General features: G+C 68.4%; 17 protein-coding genes. 13 read left to right on the plus strand and 4 right to left on the minus strand.

Going from position 1 to position 16,778, the window contains the following annotated elements; all coding sequences use genetic code 11:
* The first annotated feature begins 40 nt into the window (after positions 1 to 40).
* The 6 genes from alr to tsaD are packed head-to-tail and all read left to right on the plus strand — an operon-like array spanning position 41 to position 5,036.
* Positions 41 to 1,189, plus strand: a complete 1,149-nt coding sequence (alr, locus tag ACIA75_RS28500) for an alanine racemase (RefSeq protein ID WP_397109391.1) — start codon at positions 41 to 43, stop codon at positions 1,187 to 1,189.
* Between the two features lie 56 nt (positions 1,190 to 1,245).
* On the plus strand, positions 1,246 to 2,268 hold the full coding sequence (locus tag ACIA75_RS28505; RefSeq protein WP_397110305.1) for an alpha/beta fold hydrolase: 1,023 nt from the start codon (positions 1,246 to 1,248) through the stop codon (positions 2,266 to 2,268).
* On the plus strand, positions 2,240 to 2,728 hold the full coding sequence (tsaE, locus tag ACIA75_RS28510) for a tRNA (adenosine(37)-N6)-threonylcarbamoyltransferase complex ATPase subunit type 1 TsaE (protein WP_397109393.1): 489 nt from the start codon (positions 2,240 to 2,242) through the stop codon (positions 2,726 to 2,728). The genes ACIA75_RS28505 and tsaE overlap by 29 nt, the downstream gene beginning before the upstream one ends.
* A gap of 51 nt (positions 2,729 to 2,779) precedes the next feature.
* On the plus strand, positions 2,780 to 3,487 hold the full coding sequence (tsaB, locus tag ACIA75_RS28515) for a tRNA (adenosine(37)-N6)-threonylcarbamoyltransferase complex dimerization subunit type 1 TsaB (RefSeq protein WP_397109395.1): 708 nt from the start codon (positions 2,780 to 2,782) through the stop codon (positions 3,485 to 3,487).
* A 2-nt stretch (positions 3,488 to 3,489) separates the two neighbouring features.
* The gene (rimI, locus tag ACIA75_RS28520) at positions 3,490 to 4,002 is read left to right on the plus strand and encodes a ribosomal protein S18-alanine N-acetyltransferase (RefSeq protein ID WP_397110307.1); all 513 of its coding nucleotides are present in this window, start codon (positions 3,490 to 3,492) and stop codon (positions 4,000 to 4,002) included.
* The gene (gene tsaD / locus ACIA75_RS28525) at positions 3,999 to 5,036 is read left to right on the plus strand and encodes a tRNA (adenosine(37)-N6)-threonylcarbamoyltransferase complex transferase subunit TsaD (RefSeq protein ID WP_397109397.1); all 1,038 of its coding nucleotides are present in this window, start codon (positions 3,999 to 4,001) and stop codon (positions 5,034 to 5,036) included. Before rimI ends, tsaD begins: the two co-directional genes overlap by 4 nt.
* 256 nt (positions 5,037 to 5,292) lie before the next feature.
* On the opposite strand, the gene ACIA75_RS28530 is transcribed toward tsaD, so the two are convergent.
* Positions 5,293 to 6,855, minus strand: coding sequence for an Hsp70 family protein (locus tag ACIA75_RS28530; RefSeq protein ID WP_397109399.1), 1,563 nt, complete (start codon positions 6,853 to 6,855; stop codon positions 5,293 to 5,295).
* Positions 6,856 to 7,394: 539 nt separating this feature from the next.
* Between ACIA75_RS28530 and groES the strand changes: the two genes are divergently transcribed.
* The gene (gene groES, locus ACIA75_RS28535; protein WP_033243423.1) at positions 7,395 to 7,697 is read left to right on the plus strand and encodes a co-chaperone GroES; all 303 of its coding nucleotides are present in this window, start codon (positions 7,395 to 7,397) and stop codon (positions 7,695 to 7,697) included.
* Positions 7,698 to 7,802: 105 nt separating this feature from the next.
* Positions 7,803 to 9,410 (plus strand): chaperonin GroEL, encoded by a 1,608-nt coding sequence (groL, locus tag ACIA75_RS28540; protein ID WP_397109401.1) that lies wholly within the window; start codon positions 7,803 to 7,805, stop codon positions 9,408 to 9,410.
* Between the two features lie 66 nt (positions 9,411 to 9,476).
* On the opposite strand, the gene sigK is transcribed toward groL, so the two are convergent.
* Together sigK and ACIA75_RS28550 are read right to left on the minus strand one after the other, a co-directional pair.
* The gene (gene sigK, locus ACIA75_RS28545) at positions 9,477 to 10,091 is read right to left on the minus strand and encodes an ECF RNA polymerase sigma factor SigK (RefSeq protein ID WP_397109403.1); all 615 of its coding nucleotides are present in this window, start codon (positions 10,089 to 10,091) and stop codon (positions 9,477 to 9,479) included.
* A gap of 123 nt (positions 10,092 to 10,214) precedes the next feature.
* On the minus strand, positions 10,215 to 10,508 hold the full coding sequence (locus ACIA75_RS28550) for a WhiB family transcriptional regulator (RefSeq protein ID WP_357427507.1): 294 nt from the start codon (positions 10,506 to 10,508) through the stop codon (positions 10,215 to 10,217).
* 330 nt (positions 10,509 to 10,838) lie between these two features.
* On the opposite strand from ACIA75_RS28550, the gene ACIA75_RS28555 reads away from it, so the two are divergent.
* The 4 genes from ACIA75_RS28555 to ACIA75_RS28570 all read left to right on the plus strand — a co-directional run bounded on the left by ACIA75_RS28555 (position 10,839) and on the right by ACIA75_RS28570 (position 14,046).
* Positions 10,839 to 11,069 (plus strand): hypothetical protein, encoded by a 231-nt coding sequence (locus tag ACIA75_RS28555; RefSeq protein ID WP_397109406.1) that lies wholly within the window; start codon positions 10,839 to 10,841, stop codon positions 11,067 to 11,069.
* A 71-nt stretch (positions 11,070 to 11,140) separates the two neighbouring features.
* Complete coding sequence (locus tag ACIA75_RS28560) at positions 11,141 to 12,154, plus strand: hypothetical protein (protein ID WP_397109408.1); 1,014 nt, start codon at positions 11,141 to 11,143, stop codon at positions 12,152 to 12,154.
* Positions 12,155 to 12,281: 127 nt separating this feature from the next.
* A complete protein-coding gene (locus ACIA75_RS28565; RefSeq protein WP_397109410.1) occupies positions 12,282 to 12,860 on the plus strand; it encodes a sigma-70 family RNA polymerase sigma factor in 579 nt (192 codons plus the stop codon).
* A complete protein-coding gene (locus ACIA75_RS28570) occupies positions 12,853 to 14,046 on the plus strand; it encodes an anti-sigma-D factor RsdA (protein ID WP_397109412.1) in 1,194 nt (397 codons plus the stop codon). The genes ACIA75_RS28565 and ACIA75_RS28570 overlap by 8 nt, the downstream gene beginning before the upstream one ends.
* Positions 14,047 to 14,232: 186 nt before the next feature.
* On the opposite strand, the gene ACIA75_RS28575 is transcribed toward ACIA75_RS28570, so the two are convergent.
* On the minus strand, positions 14,233 to 14,646 hold the full coding sequence (locus ACIA75_RS28575) for a DUF5319 domain-containing protein (protein ID WP_030522220.1): 414 nt from the start codon (positions 14,644 to 14,646) through the stop codon (positions 14,233 to 14,235).
* A 246-nt stretch (positions 14,647 to 14,892) separates the two neighbouring features.
* Here ACIA75_RS28575 and guaB point away from each other — a divergent pair, with 246 nt between their 5' ends.
* Complete coding sequence (gene guaB, locus ACIA75_RS28580; protein WP_397109414.1) at positions 14,893 to 16,434, plus strand: IMP dehydrogenase; 1,542 nt, start codon at positions 14,893 to 14,895, stop codon at positions 16,432 to 16,434.
* The last annotated feature ends 344 nt before the right edge of the window (positions 16,435 to 16,778 follow it).

Genomic DNA, 16,778 nt, shown 5'->3' on the forward strand with positions numbered 1-16,778 from the left:
AGCATGTGCGGGTAGCCATCGCACCCGGTCCGGCGGGGAGATGGCAGTATCGGCAACTGTGAACGGTCAAGTGGAGACGGTCGTCGACCTGGATGCCATTGCGCACAATGTGGGGGTGCTGCGCGCACACGCCGGGGATGCCGCGGTGATGGTGGTGGTCAAGGCCGACGGCTACAACCACGGTGCGGTCGAGGTCGCACGGGCGGCGCTGGGGGCGGGTGCGGCCGAACTCGGAGTCACCACGATCGAGGAGGCGGTGGCGCTGCGCGCCGCCGGGATCGAGGCACCGATCCTGTGCTGGCTCAATGTCTGTGATGCGGATTACACCGCCGCCATCGCCGCCGATATCGAGATCGGTATCTCGTCGCTGGAGCAGCTGGAAGCGGTCGCCGCGGCGGCTCGGGAGCTGGGCCGCCGCGCCATCGTCACCCTCAAGGTCGATACCGGACTGAACCGCAACGGTGTCGACCCGCACAGCTATCCCGTGGTGCTCGCGGCGCTGCGGAAACTGGTCGACGAACAGGTCGTGCGGTTCCGGGCGATCTTCTCCCATCTCGCGCACGCGGACGAGCCCTATCACCCCACGATCGATCTACAGCGCGATCGCTTCGTGGAGGCCATCGCCGCCGCGAAGGAGTACGGCCTCGAACCCGAACTGGTGCATCTGGCGAATTCCGCCGCGACGCTGACCAGGCCGGATCTGGCTTTCGATATGGTCCGCCCGGGTATCGCCGTCTACGGATTGACCCCCGTTCCGGATATCGGGGAATTCGACCTGCGGCCCGCGATGACCTTCCAGGCCGAAGTCGCCCTGGTGAAGCAGGTTGCCGCGGGAGAAGGTGTTTCCTACGGGCACGAGTGGATCGCACCGGCCGACACCACGGTCGCATTGATCCCGGCGGGATACGCCGACGGTGTCTTCCGTCCGCTGGGTGGCCGGATCGATGTGTGGGTCGGCGGCCGGCGGCGGCCGAATCGGGGCCGGGTGTGCATGGATCAGCTGGTCGTCGACCTGGGCGACAACGCGGACGGGGTCGCCGAAGGCGATACCGCGATTCTGTTCGGGCCCGGTACCCACGGTGAACCCCGGGCCCAGGACTGGGCGGACCTGCTCGGCACCATCCACTATGAAGTGGTGTGCGCGCCGCGCGGGCGGGTACACCGCCGCTATCGGGGAGGAGCTCGGTGAAACCACGGACGACATTGTTACGCGGGGGTCTGGCCACGGCCGGTGTGGTGGCCGCCATGGCCGGGGTACACGCGCTGCGCCGCGCCGGGGCGAAAGTCTTGTGGCCGCCGGTGCGTGACGAGTACCGCGACGAGAACTTCGCGCTGATCGACCTCGACCGGGCCGGCGAGGTGACCGCCGACGACGGGGTGAGCCTGGCCACTCGTGAATGGGGCACCGGTGACGCCGACGCGACCGTGGTTTTCGTTCACGGGTTCTGTAACAGCATGGAGTCCTTCCACTTCCAGCGCCGGCACCTGGCGCAGCGGTGGGGTTCCCGGGTGCGCATGGTGCTGTTCGACCTGCGCGGGCACGGCCGGTCCGGCACGCCGGAAACCGACAGCTGCACGGTCGCCCAGCTCGGCCGGGACCTGCTCACCGTGATCGACGCTCGGGCGCCCCGCGGACCGCTGATCCTGGTCGGGCATTCGCTCGGCGGTATGGCGGTGCTCGCCGCCGCCGCGCATGCGGGTGATCTGTTCGCCCAGCGGGTGCGTGCTGTGGCGTTGCTCTCCACCGCGGCCGCGGAGGTGACATCCGCCGGGATCGGCCAGCTGCTGCGGAACCCGGCGATCGACGGTTTCCGGCTGGCCGTGCACGCCGCGCCGGCGTTGGTGCAGGCCGGACGGGTCACCGCACGTCAGATCATCACGCCGATCCTGCACGTGAGTTCGTTCCACGGCCCGGTGAGCCCGACCCTGTCGCGGTTCACCACCATGATGATCGACCGGACGCCCGTGGAAACCGTGGTGAAGTTCCTGAAGGCCATCGAATTACACGACGAGGCCGCGGCTCTGCCGGTGCTGCGCGATATTCCGGTGCTGGTGCTCGGAGGTGGACGGGATCTGGTGATCCCGTTCCGCAACTCCCGTGCGCTCGCGCGCGAATTGGCCGACTGCGAGCTCGTCCGGGTGCCGGAGTGTGCGCATATGCCGCAGCTGCAGTACCCGGAGGAAACCAATGCCGCCCTGGATCGGCTGCTGGTCCGCGCCGGTGTGGTCAGCGCGGACGATGATCGCTACGAGGCGACCGGTGGCTGAGCACGGCGAACGCACGCTGCCGACCGTCGCCGATACCGAGGCGCTCGGCCGGGAACTCGCCGCCGGGTTGCGCGCGGGCGATCTGGTGGTGCTCGACGGTCCGCTGGGCGCCGGTAAGACCGCGCTCACCCGCGGTATCGCCGCGGGCCTGGGCGTCGGGGGCCGGGTCAGTTCGCCGACCTTCGTCATCGCCCGCCGGCATCCCGCGGGCGAGCGCGGGGACGGTCCGCCGGTCCCGCTCGTGCACGTGGACGCGTACCGGCTGGGCGGCAGCCTGGACGAACTCGACGCCCTCGACCTGGATACCGACCTCGACGACGCGGTCGTGGTGGTGGAATGGGGCAGCGGTGTGGTGGAACGGCTGACCGGCCGGCATCTGCTGGTGCGGATGGTGCGGGAACCGGAAACCGAAGTGCGCACGGCATCTTGGGAGTGGGTGTCCACCGGCCCCGCCGAGTAGCCGTGCGCCACCACCGTGTGCGGTCCGTCACCCGGTATCGTTGACCAGATCATGCTTGCACTTGCTGTCGACACCGCGACGCCTGCCGTCACGGCGGGACTGGTCGAGCTGGAGCAGGCGGCGGCCGGTGCGAACAACCCGGACACCGCCCGCCCGCGGACCCTCGCCGTCCGGATACTCGTCGATGCCCGCGCCCACGCCGAGGCGCTCACTCCGCAGATTCTGGAATGTATTTCCGAAGCGGGGGTGGCCCGGGCGGATATCGCCGCGGTGGTCGCCGGAACGGGGCCGGGGCCGTTCACCGGCCTGCGCGTGGGGCTGGCCACCGCCGCCGCGTTCGGTGACGCCTTGGGTATCCCGGTGCACGGTGTGTGCAGTCTGGATGCCCTCGCGCTGGACTGTGCCGGTGAACTCGAATCGGATGACGAACTGCTGGTGGTCACCGATGCGCGCCGCCGCGAGGTGTACTCCGCGCGCTACCGCGAGCGGGGCACCCGCCGGATCGCCGGACCCGAGGTGACCAAACCGGCCGACCTGGATGTGACCGGCGCGACAGCCGTCGCCGGCTCCCCGGCGCACGCCGCGTTGTTCGATCTGCGCGCGTTGAGCCCGCAGACGCCGTCGCCCGCCGGGCTGGTGCGCGCGGCCGCGCCCGCGTTGCTGTCGGGCGCGGTACCCGAGCCGCTGGTACCGCTGTACCTGCGGCGACCGGATGCGGTCGAACGCAGCTACCGCACCCTCGACCGGATGGGAGCGTGACGATGGGGATCCGCATCGAACCCATGGAGCCGGCCGATATCGCGGGCTGTGTGGAGCTGGAACAGCTGCTGTTCCCCGAGGACGACCCGTGGCCGGCGGTTTCCTTCCGCTCCGAGCTCGCCGCCGGCTACAACCGCTACATCACCGCCCGCGACGAGGCCGGGAACATGGTGGGCTACGCGGGTATCGCGCTGCTCGGTGACGCCGAGCATCCGGAAGCCGAAGTGCACACCATCGGTGTCGACCCGGTCTGTCACCGCGCCGGTATCGGCACCCTGCTGCTGGAGGCGCTGCTCGCCGAGGCCGGGCGGCGCGGCGGGCCGGTGTTCCTGGAAGTGCGTACCGACAACGCACCCGCGATCGCCATGTACGCCAAACACGGTTTCCACATCATCGGATTGCGCAAGAACTACTACCACCCCAGCGGCGCGGATGCGTACACGATGCGCCGGCCCGCGCTGGAAGATGTTCCGGCGGGAGCACTCCCGCGCACTCCCGACGGGGTGCTGTCGTGATCGTCATGGGGATCGAGAGTTCCTGTGACGAGACCGGCGTCGGCATTGTGCGCCTCCGTCCGGACGGCAGCTGCGAACTCCTCGCCGACGAAGTGGCCTCCAGTGTCGCCGAGCACGCCCGGTTCGGCGGAGTGGTGCCCGAGATCGCGTCGCGCGCTCATCTGGAGGCCATTGTGCCGGCCATGCGGCGGGCACTGTCCGCGGCCGGGATCGCCGCCCCCGACGCGCTGGCGGTGACTATCGGGCCCGGTCTGGCCGGTGCCTTGCTGGTGGGGGTAGCGGCCGCGAAAGCCTATGCCGCGGCCTGGGATATCCCGTTCTACGCGCTGAACCACCTCGGCGGTCACGTCGCGGTGGACACTCTGGAACACGGTCCGATGCCGCCCTGTGTCGCCCTGCTGGTTTCCGGTGGACATACGCATCTGCTGCAGGTGAAGGATCTTTCGGAGCCGCTGATCGAGTTGGGTAGCACCGTCGACGATGCCGCGGGTGAAGCCTTCGACAAGGTGGCCCGCCTGCTGGGTCTCGGCTATCCGGGTGGCCCCGCGCTGGACGCGGCAGCGGTCGCCGGTGACCCGTCGGCGATCGTCTTCCCGCGCGGTATGACCGGCCCGCGCGATCCCCGTTACGACTTCTCGTTCTCCGGCCTGAAGACCGCGGTCGCCCGTTATGTGGAGGGCCTGCATCGACAGGGCGTCGAGCAGTTGCCGATACCCGATATCGCGGCCTCCTTCCAGGAAGCGGTCGCCGACGTGCTCACGATGAAAGCGATCCGCGCGGCACAGGATGTGGGGGTGGACACCCTGGTGCTCGGCGGCGGAGCGACCGCGAACACCCGCATCCGTTCCCTGGCCGAAGAGCGCTGCGCCGCGGCCGGTATGACCCTGCGCATTCCGAAACCGCGACTGTGCACCGATAACGGCGTGATGATCGCGGCACTGGGTGCGCATGTGATCGGCGGCGGCGCCGCACCGTCGCCACTGTCGGTGGCAAGCGATCCAGGGCTGCCGGTATCGGTCAGCCAGGTGAGCTGAGTGCCGAGGTCGTAGCGGCCCGGAAGTGCCGGAGCGCCGCGGGTCGCTATCGTGCGTGACGAGTCCGATATGTGCTGGGATCCCCTGGAACGGCCGGACGGTTCGCTCTCATCCCTGGTACCACATGCACGGCTCGGCGACGGGCTCATCCGATCGCGGCGCGGGCCTGCCCCGGTGGCGGTGGGACGCCGGCGTCGTCCGGATGTCCATCCCGTCGGCAGCCGAGAGAATCGCTGACCTTTCCGAAAGAGTCGGCCTAGCCCGAGGATCCGGTGCCGGGTAGCCCGGGGACGCGCGGAGGGGGCGTTTGCTGGAGTGTGGTCTCGGTGCTCCGGGTGCCGTCCTCGGAGGGTGCGTCCGTGGTGGACGGTGCGTCCGGGGCCGGTGGCTCCTCGGTAGGAGGCGGTGGTGCGAGAGCCCCCGGGCCCAGCCCTTCCGGGAAGGGGATGGGCGGAAGATTGGGGTCCGGGCGCAGGGTCGGCTGCGGTGCCGTCGACGCGGAGCCGGTGGTGGTCGGCACGGTGGTGGACGGGGTCGGTTCACCGGTGTCGGACGGGGTGTCGGCGGTGCCGGGGTCGGTGACGATCGGCGGTTCGTAGGTGGGTTCGTAGGTGGGCGTGTAGGGCTCGTCCTCGACGGGCTGCTCCGGGGCCTCCTCTTGCGTCGTGGTGGGCGCCGCGGTGGTGGTGGGAGCGACCGTGGTCGTGGGGGTCATCTGGGCGCTGCTGGTCGTCCCGGCGGGCGAGACCTCGTCCTCGGAATTGGGTGTTCCGGTGTTCACCCCGTATCCGACGATCAGCCCGACCACGACGATCGCGCCGGCGACAGTGCCGAACGCCTTGAGTAGCGTATTGCCGGATTTATCCGAGGTGAGTGCCCCGACCGGCGCAGCGGACCGGGCCGCATCGGCCAGTAACGCGGCACCTTTGGCGATCACGGCATCCGGGTCCGGTACCGTCAGGACCGGCAGATCCAGTTCGCTGCGCAGCGTGTCCAGTACCGCCGGGATATTCGCCCCGCCGCCGATCACCACGACGGCTTCCGGGGCGCGGTCGGCCAGGCCGAAGGTCATCGTGGTGAACCGCGCCAGTTCCCGCCACAGCCGGGCGGTGAGCAGGTCGAAATCGGGGCGGGTGAGTTTGAGCGGCCGGCCGGCGATGTGGTCGATGGTGACGGCCTGGGTGACCGACAGGTGTTCCTTGGCGGTCCGCGCCCGGTTCACCAGGACGCCGCGATTGGGCCGGGTGCCGCGCCGGGCGTAATGCTGATCGACCAGATGCCGGTAGAGCAGATCGTCGATGGCGCGCCCGCTGACCGTCGTACTGCGGGCGGTGTGCAGGACCGTGCCGTCGGCCGGGTCGGCGACCGTGACGGTGCAGCCCGATGCGCCCAGGTCGATCACGGCGACCGTGCCGTAGCGATCCAGCAGGCCGGTATCGCGCAGGAAGGTCAGTGCCGCGGTGGTTTCCGGGACCAGTTGTGGTTCCCGGTGCTTGCCAGTGGCGAGCCGGATCGCCTGCGCCTGCTCCTTGCTACGGTAGGCCACGGCGACACCGGTGGGCGGCCGGTCGGCGATGACATCGAGTCCGGAAGTCTGGGGGGCGGGAACATGGGGGCCGAAGACCGCTTCGGGGGGATGGCTCGACGGGAGCTGGGTGGTCATCAGCTCGATCGAGGACGCGACGAGATCACCGAGGTCGGAATGTTCCTCCGCGGAGACGACCCGGTAGTCGAATTTCCGTGCACCGTTCGCCGCGGTGGTGACCAGTGCGGAGCACACCACTTCGTTCCCGGCGGAGATGCCGAGCGACGTACGCATATTCTCTTCACCTCCCTTCGAGCGGAACCTCGTCGTTCGCGCCGGCCGGTCCGGACATGGGCGGAGGTTGTCCGCGAAACCACCGCCGTCTGCGGGGAGCGGTGGTTCCGCGAACAACCATCACACATGGTGCCACGATCTGTTATCCGAACGTTACAGAGTCGGAGAATCATTGGGAAGCCCTGTTTCCGAGGGGGTACCCGTCGTTCGCCGGATCTACCCGGACGACCAGCGACCTCGGTTCTATGGCGTCTTGGTGACAGCAAGATCATTTCGATCCCCGGCGCTGCAGTGAATCGGCACCGCCTGCCACCCGGGCCGCGGCAAATTGGCACCGCCCGCCCTTGAGCGCTGGCACTCTCATGTATAGAGTGCTAGCTGGCACCGATTGTTGCTCCGGTGCCAGGCTTGACTACTGAGCAGGCGGTCCCGGCACCCGCGACGACGGGGCTTTGCGCAGGGTCAGCATCGTGACCGAATCGATGGTCCGGGACAACAGTTCCGGACGACCGTTATCCCCTGAAAGTGGAGGGCTCAACGTGGCGAGCGTGAACATCAAGCCGCTCGAGGACAAGATCCTCGTCCAGGCCAACGAGGCCGAGACGACGACCGCCTCCGGCCTGGTCATCCCTGATACGGCCAAGGAGAAGCCGCAGGAAGGCACCGTTGTCGCCGTCGGCCCCGGCCGGTGGGACGACGAAGGTGAAAAGCGCATCCCGCTGGATGTCGCAGAGGGCGACACCGTCATCTACAGCAAGTACGGCGGTACCGAGATCAAGTACCAGGGTGAGGAATACCTGATCCTGTCCGCGCGCGACGTGCTGGCTGTCGTCGGCAAGTAATCCGACTGCCGCGCATGCATTCCGCCCCGGTGTCGAACGCTGACCCGGGGCGGAGTGCGTTGTGCCACACAACTCGAAGCGCACCAGATACAGGAGCGAACACTTATGGCAAAGCAGATCCAGTTCGACGAGCAGGCTCGCCGGGCGCTGGAGCGCGGTGTCGACAAACTCGCCGACGCGGTCAAGGTCACCCTCGGGCCGCGCGGCCGGCATGTGGTGCTGGCCAAATCCTTCGGCGGACCGACCGTCACCAACGACGGCGTCACCATCGCGCGTGATATCGATCTCGAGGACCCGTTCGAGAACCTCGGCGCTCAGCTGGTCAAGAGCGTCGCCACCAAGACCAACGATGTCGCGGGCGACGGCACCACCACCGCCACCGTGCTGGCCCAGGCGCTGGTGCGCGGCGGCCTGAAGAACATCGCCGCGGGCGCCAACCCGATCGCCATCGGCTCCGGCCTGGCCAAGGCCGCCGACGCGGTGTCCGAGGCCCTGCTGGCCGCGGCCACCCCGGTCAGCGGCGAGCAGGCCATCGCCCAGGTCGCCACCGTCTCCTCGCGGGACGAGGTCATCGGCGAAATGGTCGGCAAGGCACTGACCACGGTCGGTAAAGACGGCGTGGTCACCGTCGAGGAATCCTCGACTCTGCAGACCGAACTCGTCGTCACCGAGGGCGTGCAATTCGACAAGGGCTATCTCTCGCCCTATTTCATCACCGACGGCGACAGCCAGGAGGCTGTGCTGGAGGATGCGCAGATCCTGCTGCACCGCGAGAAGATCAGCTCCCTGCCGGATCTGCTGCCGCTGCTGGAGAAGATCGCCGAATCCGGTAAGCCGGTGCTGATCATCGCCGAGGATGTCGAGGGTGAGGCCCTGTCCACCCTGGTGGTGAACTCCATCCGCAAGACCCTCAAGGCCGTCGCGGTCAAGGCCCCGTTCTTCGGCGACCGCCGCAAGGCGTTCCTCGACGATCTGGCCGTCGTCACCGCCGGCACCGTGGTCAACCCGGATCTCGGCATCAACCTGCGCGAGTCGGGCCTCGAGGTGCTGGGTTCGGCCCGCCGTGTGGTGGTCACCAAGGACACCACCACGGTGATCGACGGCGCTGGCACCAAGGACGATATCGCCGCCCGCAGCGCCCAGCTGCGCCGCGAGATCGAGGCCACCGATTCCGATTGGGACCGGGAGAAGCTCGAGGAGCGGCTGGCGAAACTGGCCGGCGGTGTCGCGGTGATCCGGGTCGGCGCGGCCACCGAGACCGCGCTCAAGGAGCGCAAGTACCGGGTCGAGGACGCGGTCAGCGCTGCCAAGGCGGCCGTCGAGGAGGGCATCGTCCCCGGCGGCGGTACCGCGCTCGTGCAGGCCGGCACCAAGCTCGACGGACTGATCGCCGGACTGTCCGGTGACGAGGCCGTCGGCGCCGAGGTGCTGCGCGGCGCGCTGCGGGCGCCGCTGTTCTGGATCGCCGCCAACGCCGGCCTCGACGGCTCCGTGGTGGTGAGCAAGGTGGGCGAGGGCAAAGAAGGGTTCAACGCCGCGACCCTCACCTACGGCGATCTGCTCGCCGAAGGTGTCGTGGACCCGGTCAAGGTGACCCGCTCGGCCGTTATCAACGCCGCTTCGGTGGCGCGGATGGTGCTCACCACCGAAAGCGCCATCGTGGACAAGCCCGCCGAAGAGGAAGACGATCACGGGCACGGTCACGCGCACTGATCTCGATTCCCCGGCCGCCGGTCTTCGCCCGGCGGCCGGGGTGGTCGGACCGAGAGAACGGGCCGTTCACATTCTCTGTGGAATGTGAACGGCCCGTTCTCGTATCGGCCGCCGCTCGCTGCTGGGCGGGGCGGCCCCCATACTCTTCTTCAGCCGTAGCAGCCCGTCTCTGATCCGGGACTTGACCGTCGGCAGGCCTATATCCAGGTGACGTGCCACCTCCGCATAGGTGCGGCCGTCGTAGTAGGCCAGCGAGATCGCCTCCCGCTGGGTATCGGTCAGGGTGCGCAGCCCGACCACCACGGCCTGGTGGTCCAGCTTGCGCTCGACCTCCTCGATGACCTCGTCGTAGTCGTGCCCGAGTACCCGGGCGCCGTAGGCGATTTCCCGCTGGGTATGCGCCTGCTCGGCACGCACCCGGTCGACCGCGCGGCGATGGGCCAGTGTCAGCAGCCAGGTCACCGCCGAGCCGCGGGCCGGGTCGTAGCTCGCCGCGGTACGCCAGGTCTGCAGGTAGACCTCCTGCGTGGTCTCCTCGGCGAATCCGGAATCCTGTAGCACGCGCAACACCAGACCGAAGACCCGCGTGCGGGTCCGGTTATAGAGTTCCGCGAAAGCTTCGGCGTCCGAATGGCCACAGCGCTGCAACAACGCTGAGAGCTCGATACTCTCCTGTGTCATCGGTCATAACGATAACCCCACGCTATGACCGAGACCGTATGTGGCCCCGCGGAAGAGGCGAAGTTTTCCGCCGCGGGTGCCGGTATCGCTCGTCGTCGCTGGTCGGGAGTGGCCGGTGCCGGGTTATACCGCCATCCGGCGGCGGTTGCGGCGCGCGTGCATTTCCCGTTCGGTTTCCGACATACCGCCCCAGATGCCGTAGGGCTCACTGACCTTCAGTGCGTGTGAGCGGCACTGCATGAGCACCGGGCAGGTCCGGCAGATTTCCTTGGCCCGCATCTCGCGGGCGGCCCGGGCTCTACCCCGCTCGCCGTCGGGGTGGAAGAACACCGCCGAATCCACACCCCGGCAGGAACCGCGCATCTGCCAGTCCCAGACATCGGCGTTCGGCCCGGGAAGGTGGGTGGGCATGGGCATGGGTTGAACTCCTCGTAGACGCGAGCTCGTCGGCATTGTCGAGCCAGTGATTGGGTCAACTTCTCGGGTGGTGCCCGGCGCTCGGGTGAACGCTCGGACCGCCGGCATCCGTTGCGATTTCGCCCGGCGCCGTTCGTGGCGATGAGTTACGTTAGGGGTATCGAGGAAATTCCGTCAACAGTTTGGTTCGCTGATTTGTCGGATATTTTGCGGCCTGAATTTAACCCATTTGGCTGTTTACTTCCGCTAATCTTCCGGCGATACTGTGTGGTTGCCCCGATGTCGCCTCCCCGGCATCCTCGGTGGTGGGCGCTGTTTTCGCAGGTGGCAGTGAATAGCTGGGCCTTCGCGAACGGTCCGGACCGAAATGTATGCGCGGTGCGGGCCGGTGCCCCGGGGGGTTTCGCCGATCTCGGTACGATTACAGATGGCCATCCGGCGGCTTCCAGGTTAATTAAGCGAAACGTCGCCGAATTCGATGCGTATCTGCTCATGGATTCATCGATGGAGTTTAACCTGATCGAAACACGCGTGATTCTATTAATGCTGAAAGATTGCTGACGCGCCGATTTCCGGTGCGTACATCCTGCTTCCTCGCCCGGCGTCCGGCCGGGCACCGGTACAGTGCACCGGTGTTCGCCCCGGTTCTCAGCTCCGAATCTTCCACCGCCCGGCTCGCCGACTTCGCTTTCGGTGCACGCCCCACTCGGTCCGCTGCCGAGTTGCCGGAGCCGCGCAACTGCCTCGAAATGTGGTGGCAAGCCGTGGCCCTGGGTGGCGCGGGCCACTACGCGGCCGCGCGGGTGGTGCTGCGCCGGTTGTCAGCGTCCACTACCGATCCGGTTCTGCTATCGCTCGCCGCGTCTACCGAAGGTTCATTCCTTCGACAGCTCGGCCGGCATGCTCGTGCCGCCCATGCCGACGGTCGCGCCGCTGTCCTGGTACTGCCGCGGCTGTCCGGGGCGCACGTCGAGCCCCCGGGCCCGGCGCGGTCCGGCGCGGTGGATCGGGGCGGGATCGGCACCACGACCCACGACACGTCCTCGAGTTCTTCTGACACGTCCTCGAGTTACAGCCGAGTCCCGGATCTCGTCGACGCGGCAGCCGACGCCATGATCGGGTTGGCGGCCGATGCGCTGGGCACCGGGCGTCTCGCGGTGGCCACCCGGCTGCTGGACCGCTGTACCGCGCTCCTGCGTCCCGCGGCCCGCCCGCCGGCGGGTGGGGGCGTACCCGGGCCGGACTCGGCCGGAACAGAGCGCTCTCGTGCGCTGGTCCGGCTGCACTGGGTGCGTGCCGAGACGGCCCTCGCGAGTGGTCGAGGTGCGGACGCGGCGGTCGAAGCCGGAGCCGCGCTCACCCTGGCCGAGTCCGGTCCCTCGATCCGCCATCAGGTGAAATCGCGGCTTCTCGTCGCCGCCGCGACGAGTGTGACAGGAGAGATGGGCCGGGCGGCCGAACTCGCCGTGCTGGTGGACGACCAGTGCCGTGTATCCGGACTCCTGCCGTTGCGCTGGGCGTGTGCCATGTTGCGAACCGGTCTCGCTGCCCCGGGCGTGTCCCAGGACTCCGCGCGAGCCGATGCCGAGGCATGTCGTGCGCTCATTACGCAGCGTGGCGGGCGATTTCACGACAGCGGGCACTGACCCAGGTTCTACCGTCTCGACCCCCACCGGCGGCGGTGTCCTATTGTTGATGCCGTTCCGCTGGACCGGCGGAAGCACCGGTCGTAACCGGCCGTGCCACTTTGTAACGCCAGGAAATCCGCTGACGATGACGCACACGGGCGAAGAGATAGACCGCGCCGTCGCCGCTGCTGCGCAGGGCGACAGGTCTGCTCTAGCTCAGGTACTGGAGATGGTCCGCCCGCTGGTGATGCGCTATTGCCGCGCGCGGATCGGTGCCGCGGAGCGTGGACAGCTCTCTGCGGACGACGTCGCGCAGGAGGTTTGTCTAGCGGTCATGACCGCCCTACCCAGGTATCAGGACCAGGGGCGGCCGTTCATGGCCTTCGTATACGGAATCGCTTCGCACAAGGTCGCCGACGCTCATCGCAACGCCTCCCGTAACAAGGCGGAGGCGATGGCCGAAGTACCAGATGTCATATCCAACGACCACGGACCGGAACAGCGAGCTCTCGAATCGGAAACGAGCCGGCAGATGAACACTCTGCTGGCCACGTTGCCGGAGAAACACCGGGAGATCCTGATCCTGCGACTGGTGATGGGTTTGTCAGCGGAGGAAACCGCAACCGCCGTGGGCAGTACGGCGGGAGCGATACGGGTCGCCCAGCACAGGGCACTCGCAAAACTGAAGGCACAAGTGGCGAGGGCAGGTGAAATATATGGCTAGGGATGGCGGGCGCGGTCGGGGCGACAAGCGGGCGCTGCGCGTATCGCGGAACACCGATCCCTACGCCGAGGGCTCCGGTGGCGGGTCCGAACCGGTCGATATCGGCGCGGTTCGTCGCGATGACGAACTGATCGACGCTATCGCCCGTGGCGGACCCATACCTACCGAGAGCACCGAGGAACTCCAGCTGGCGACGTTGCTGGCGGATTGGCGGGCCGAGATCGTGGCGCCGCCGCTACCGGGTGCGCCTGATCTCGATACCGTGGTCGCGGCCGTCAATCAGGAGATCGGTGCCCGGCAGGCGCGGATCAACGCCCAATCCGGCGGACGGTTGCGGCTGCTACGTCCCATCGCGACCACAGCGGCCGCATTGGCCCTGGTGTTCGGCGGGCTGTCGGTGTTCTCCTATCAGGCCGAACCCGGCGATGCGCTGTGGCGCGTCAAAGAAGTGGTCTTCAGCGAACAGGCGCAGAGCACCGTCGTGCAGTACGCCGACGACAATCTGGCCGCTGCACAGGCGCTCCTCGACGAGGACAAGCCGGAGCAGGCCAAAGCACGGCTGGAGCAGGCAGCGGCCAACGCTACCCAGGTCGACGATCCGGTCAAACGCAACGAGCTCGCCGAGCGTTGGCGCCAGATAGTCGAGCAGGTGGGCAAGGTCGCACCGGATATCGCGGCGCAGCTCGAGGATTCGGCTCCCGAGCCGGCCCCGGGAGTGCCGGAGAAGCCGGGACAACCGGGCTCCACCGAGCGTCCCGGCAGCACGGTGACCACGACACCCGGGCCGGGTAACCCGCTACCGATGGAGGTGCCGGGTAGTCCGGGCGGGGACGAGCCCACGGCGCCGGATGCCACCGCGCCCGTCGGCCCGGAACCCGACCGCCCTGGACCCGATCGCCCGGGACCGGACAGCCCGGGACCCGATACGGATACTCCGGATACCCAGGCGCCGGATAGGCCCGCACCGGATATCGCACCGGACGACACCACCGCACCGGATGTCCCGGGACCGACCACTCCGGAAGGTCCCGGCGCGGATTCGGTGGAACCGACCACCCAGGCCCCGTCGACGGTCAGCTCCCCTGGTCCGGCCGAGCCCTCCCTACCGGAGGCTCCGCCGACCGGGGTGCCGTCCGTTCCGCAACAGGCGCCGACGACGATCGTTCCGGGCGTCCCGACGAACTGAGAGTGGCGTATCTCTCGGTCGGCAGACCGGCCCATACGAAACGAGTGGCCCCCCACCGCAGGGTGGGGGGCCACTCGTTTGTCGTAAGTCCTGTGGTGTGCGCTCAGGGACCGGTGTGGTGGCCGTGAAAAACCGACCGGCCGTCGTGTGGGCGGCCGATCGTGCCGGACAGGCCGGCTGCCCGACTCAGCTGTCGAAAGCGTCGAACCCGTCGCCGTGGAATGCCTCGTTCATCGAGGCATCGGCATAGCCACGGCAATAATCCCAGGTGACGTAGGCTTCCGGAGTCGGATCGTAGGCGGGCTCGTGTGGGCGGACGGTGCCGTCGACCAGGAGTTGTAATAGATTGGCGCGCAGCATGTCCCAGTCGTGGTAGTGATCCTGCCGACAGTCTTCGCAGCTCACCACCAGCCCGCGGATACCGCGGTGGGCCAGTAGCGCCTCGTAGACTGCGAGATCGGCGAGATCCTCTTCGACCGCGAGGCGCTCATGAGGATCCAGCGGTTCCCCCGGCTCGATGGCATCGAGCGCGGCGGACGGGTCGGCGGGGTCTCCGGCGAACGGATCCGGCGGCAAGCCAGGTGGTAGATGGTCACGCACATCCCCACGGTACGCAGAACAGGGCGGTCTGCGCCAGCCGTCCGCGCCGCCAGTTTCGCCGATGCCCTCAGTTGAACCGCAGTCCAGGGGGACCGATACCATGGTGTCAAGCGCTGACGAGCACCCGTTCACCCGGCCCCACCGCTGGAATGAACGAGCCGGCGCCGGAAGTTTGTTCCCAGTAACAGTTCGCTATCGGGTCGTCGTACCGGTAGCTCTGCCGACGTCCAGGAGGGGTCGATCCGAATGAGTAATCCCGTATCGGGCGAGCGCACCGTTGTCCGCCCTCCTACGGGTGGTGACGATCCGAACAAGATCGCCATGCTCGGCCTCACCTTCGATGATGTGCTGCTGCTTCCCGCGGCCTCGGACCTGATCCCCAGCTCGGTCGAGACCTCGAGTCAGCTGACCCGGGAGGTCCGGCTGCGGACCCCGCTGGTCAGTTCCGCGATGGACACCGTCACCGAAGCCCGGATGGCGATCGCCATGGCCCGGGCCGGGGGCATGGGTGTGCTGCACCGCAATCTGTCGGTCGCGGATCAAGCGAGCCAGGTGGAGACGGTCAAGCGGTCCGAAGCCGGGATGGTCACCGACCCGGTGACCTGCCGTCCCACCGACACCCTCGCCGAAGTCGACGCCATGTGCGCACGGTTCCGGATCTCCGGCCTGCCGGTGGTCGACGAGAAGGGCGCGCTGGTCGGCATCATCACCAACCGCGATATGCGCTTCGAGGTCGATCAGAACCGGCGCGTCGCCGATGTCATGACCCAGGCGCCGCTCATCACCGCCCAGGAGGGCGTCACCGCGGAGGCCGCGCTCGGGCTGCTGCGCCGCCACAAGGTGGAAAAGCTCCCTATCGTCGACGGCGAGGGCCGGCTCCGCGGGCTGATCACCGTCAAGGACTTCGTCAAAACCGATCAGTTCCCGGACGCCACCAAGGACCGGGACGGCCGCTTGCTGGTCGGCGCCGCGGTCGGCGTCGGCGACGACGCCTGGTCGCGTGCCATGACCCTGGCCGACGCCGGCGCCGATGTGCTCGTCGTGGATACCGCGCACGGGCACCAGCGCCAGGTACTCAGCATGGTCAGCAAGGTGAAGGCCGAGGTCGGTGATCGGATCCAGGTCATCGGCGGCAATATCGCGACCCGGGCCGGCGCCGCCGCGCTGGTCGAAGCCGGCGCCGACGCGGTGAAGGTCGGTGTCGGGCCCGGCTCCATCTGCACCACCCGGGTGGTCGCCGGTGTCGGCGCGCCGCAGATCACCGCGATCCTGGAAGCGGTCGCGGTGTGCGCACCCGCCGGGGTCCCGGTCATCGCCGACGGCGGTATCCAGTTCTCCGGCGATATCGCCAAGGCCATCGCCGCCGGCGCTTCCACCGTGATGCTCGGCTCGGTGCTGGCCGGCACCGCCGAATCACCCGGCGAACTGATCCTGGTCGGCGGCAAACAGTTCAAGAGCTACCGCGGTATGGGTTCCCTGGGCGCGATGCAGGGTCGCGGTCAGGCGAAATCCTTCTCCAAGGACCGGTACTTCCAGGACGATGTACTGGCCGAGGACAAACTCGTCCCGGAAGGTATCGAAGGCCGGGTGCCGTTCCGCGGTCCGGTGAGCCTGGTGATCCATCAGCTGGTCGGCGGGCTCCGTGCGGCCATGGGCTACACGGGTTCCCAGGGGATCTCCGACCTGCAGGACGCCCAATTCGTCCAGATCACCGCGGCGGGTCTCAAGGAAAGCCACCCCCACGACATCACCATGACAGTCGAGGCCCCGAACTACACCGGCAGGTGAGATCGGCTGAGGGAGGGGCCGGCGGCCCCTTTCGGCCTCATCGTTCAGCTCTTCGAGGGCCTCTCCGGACCTGGTGCCGGGGTGCGGTATCGTTCGGAAAGGTCGGCCCTGTGGAGATTCGCTAGGGCGCGGATGACACGGACCTGATCGTGCAACGCGACTCACCGGCTGAACGTGCCCAGCGGCGGTGCCGAGTCTTACGAGGCCCTTGGAGGCTTCGGCCCGGGGGGGGGGGGGGGGGGGGGGGGCGGGGGGCGGGCGCGGCGGCGCCGCGGGGGGGGGCGGGGGGGGGCGCCGCCCCCCCGCGCGGCGGCGGGGGGGGGGGGGGTGTGGGGGGTGTGGGA

The organism is Nocardia sp. NPDC051750 (assembly GCF_044453135.1).
GTDB lineage: Bacteria > Actinomycetota > Actinomycetes > Mycobacteriales > Mycobacteriaceae > Nocardia.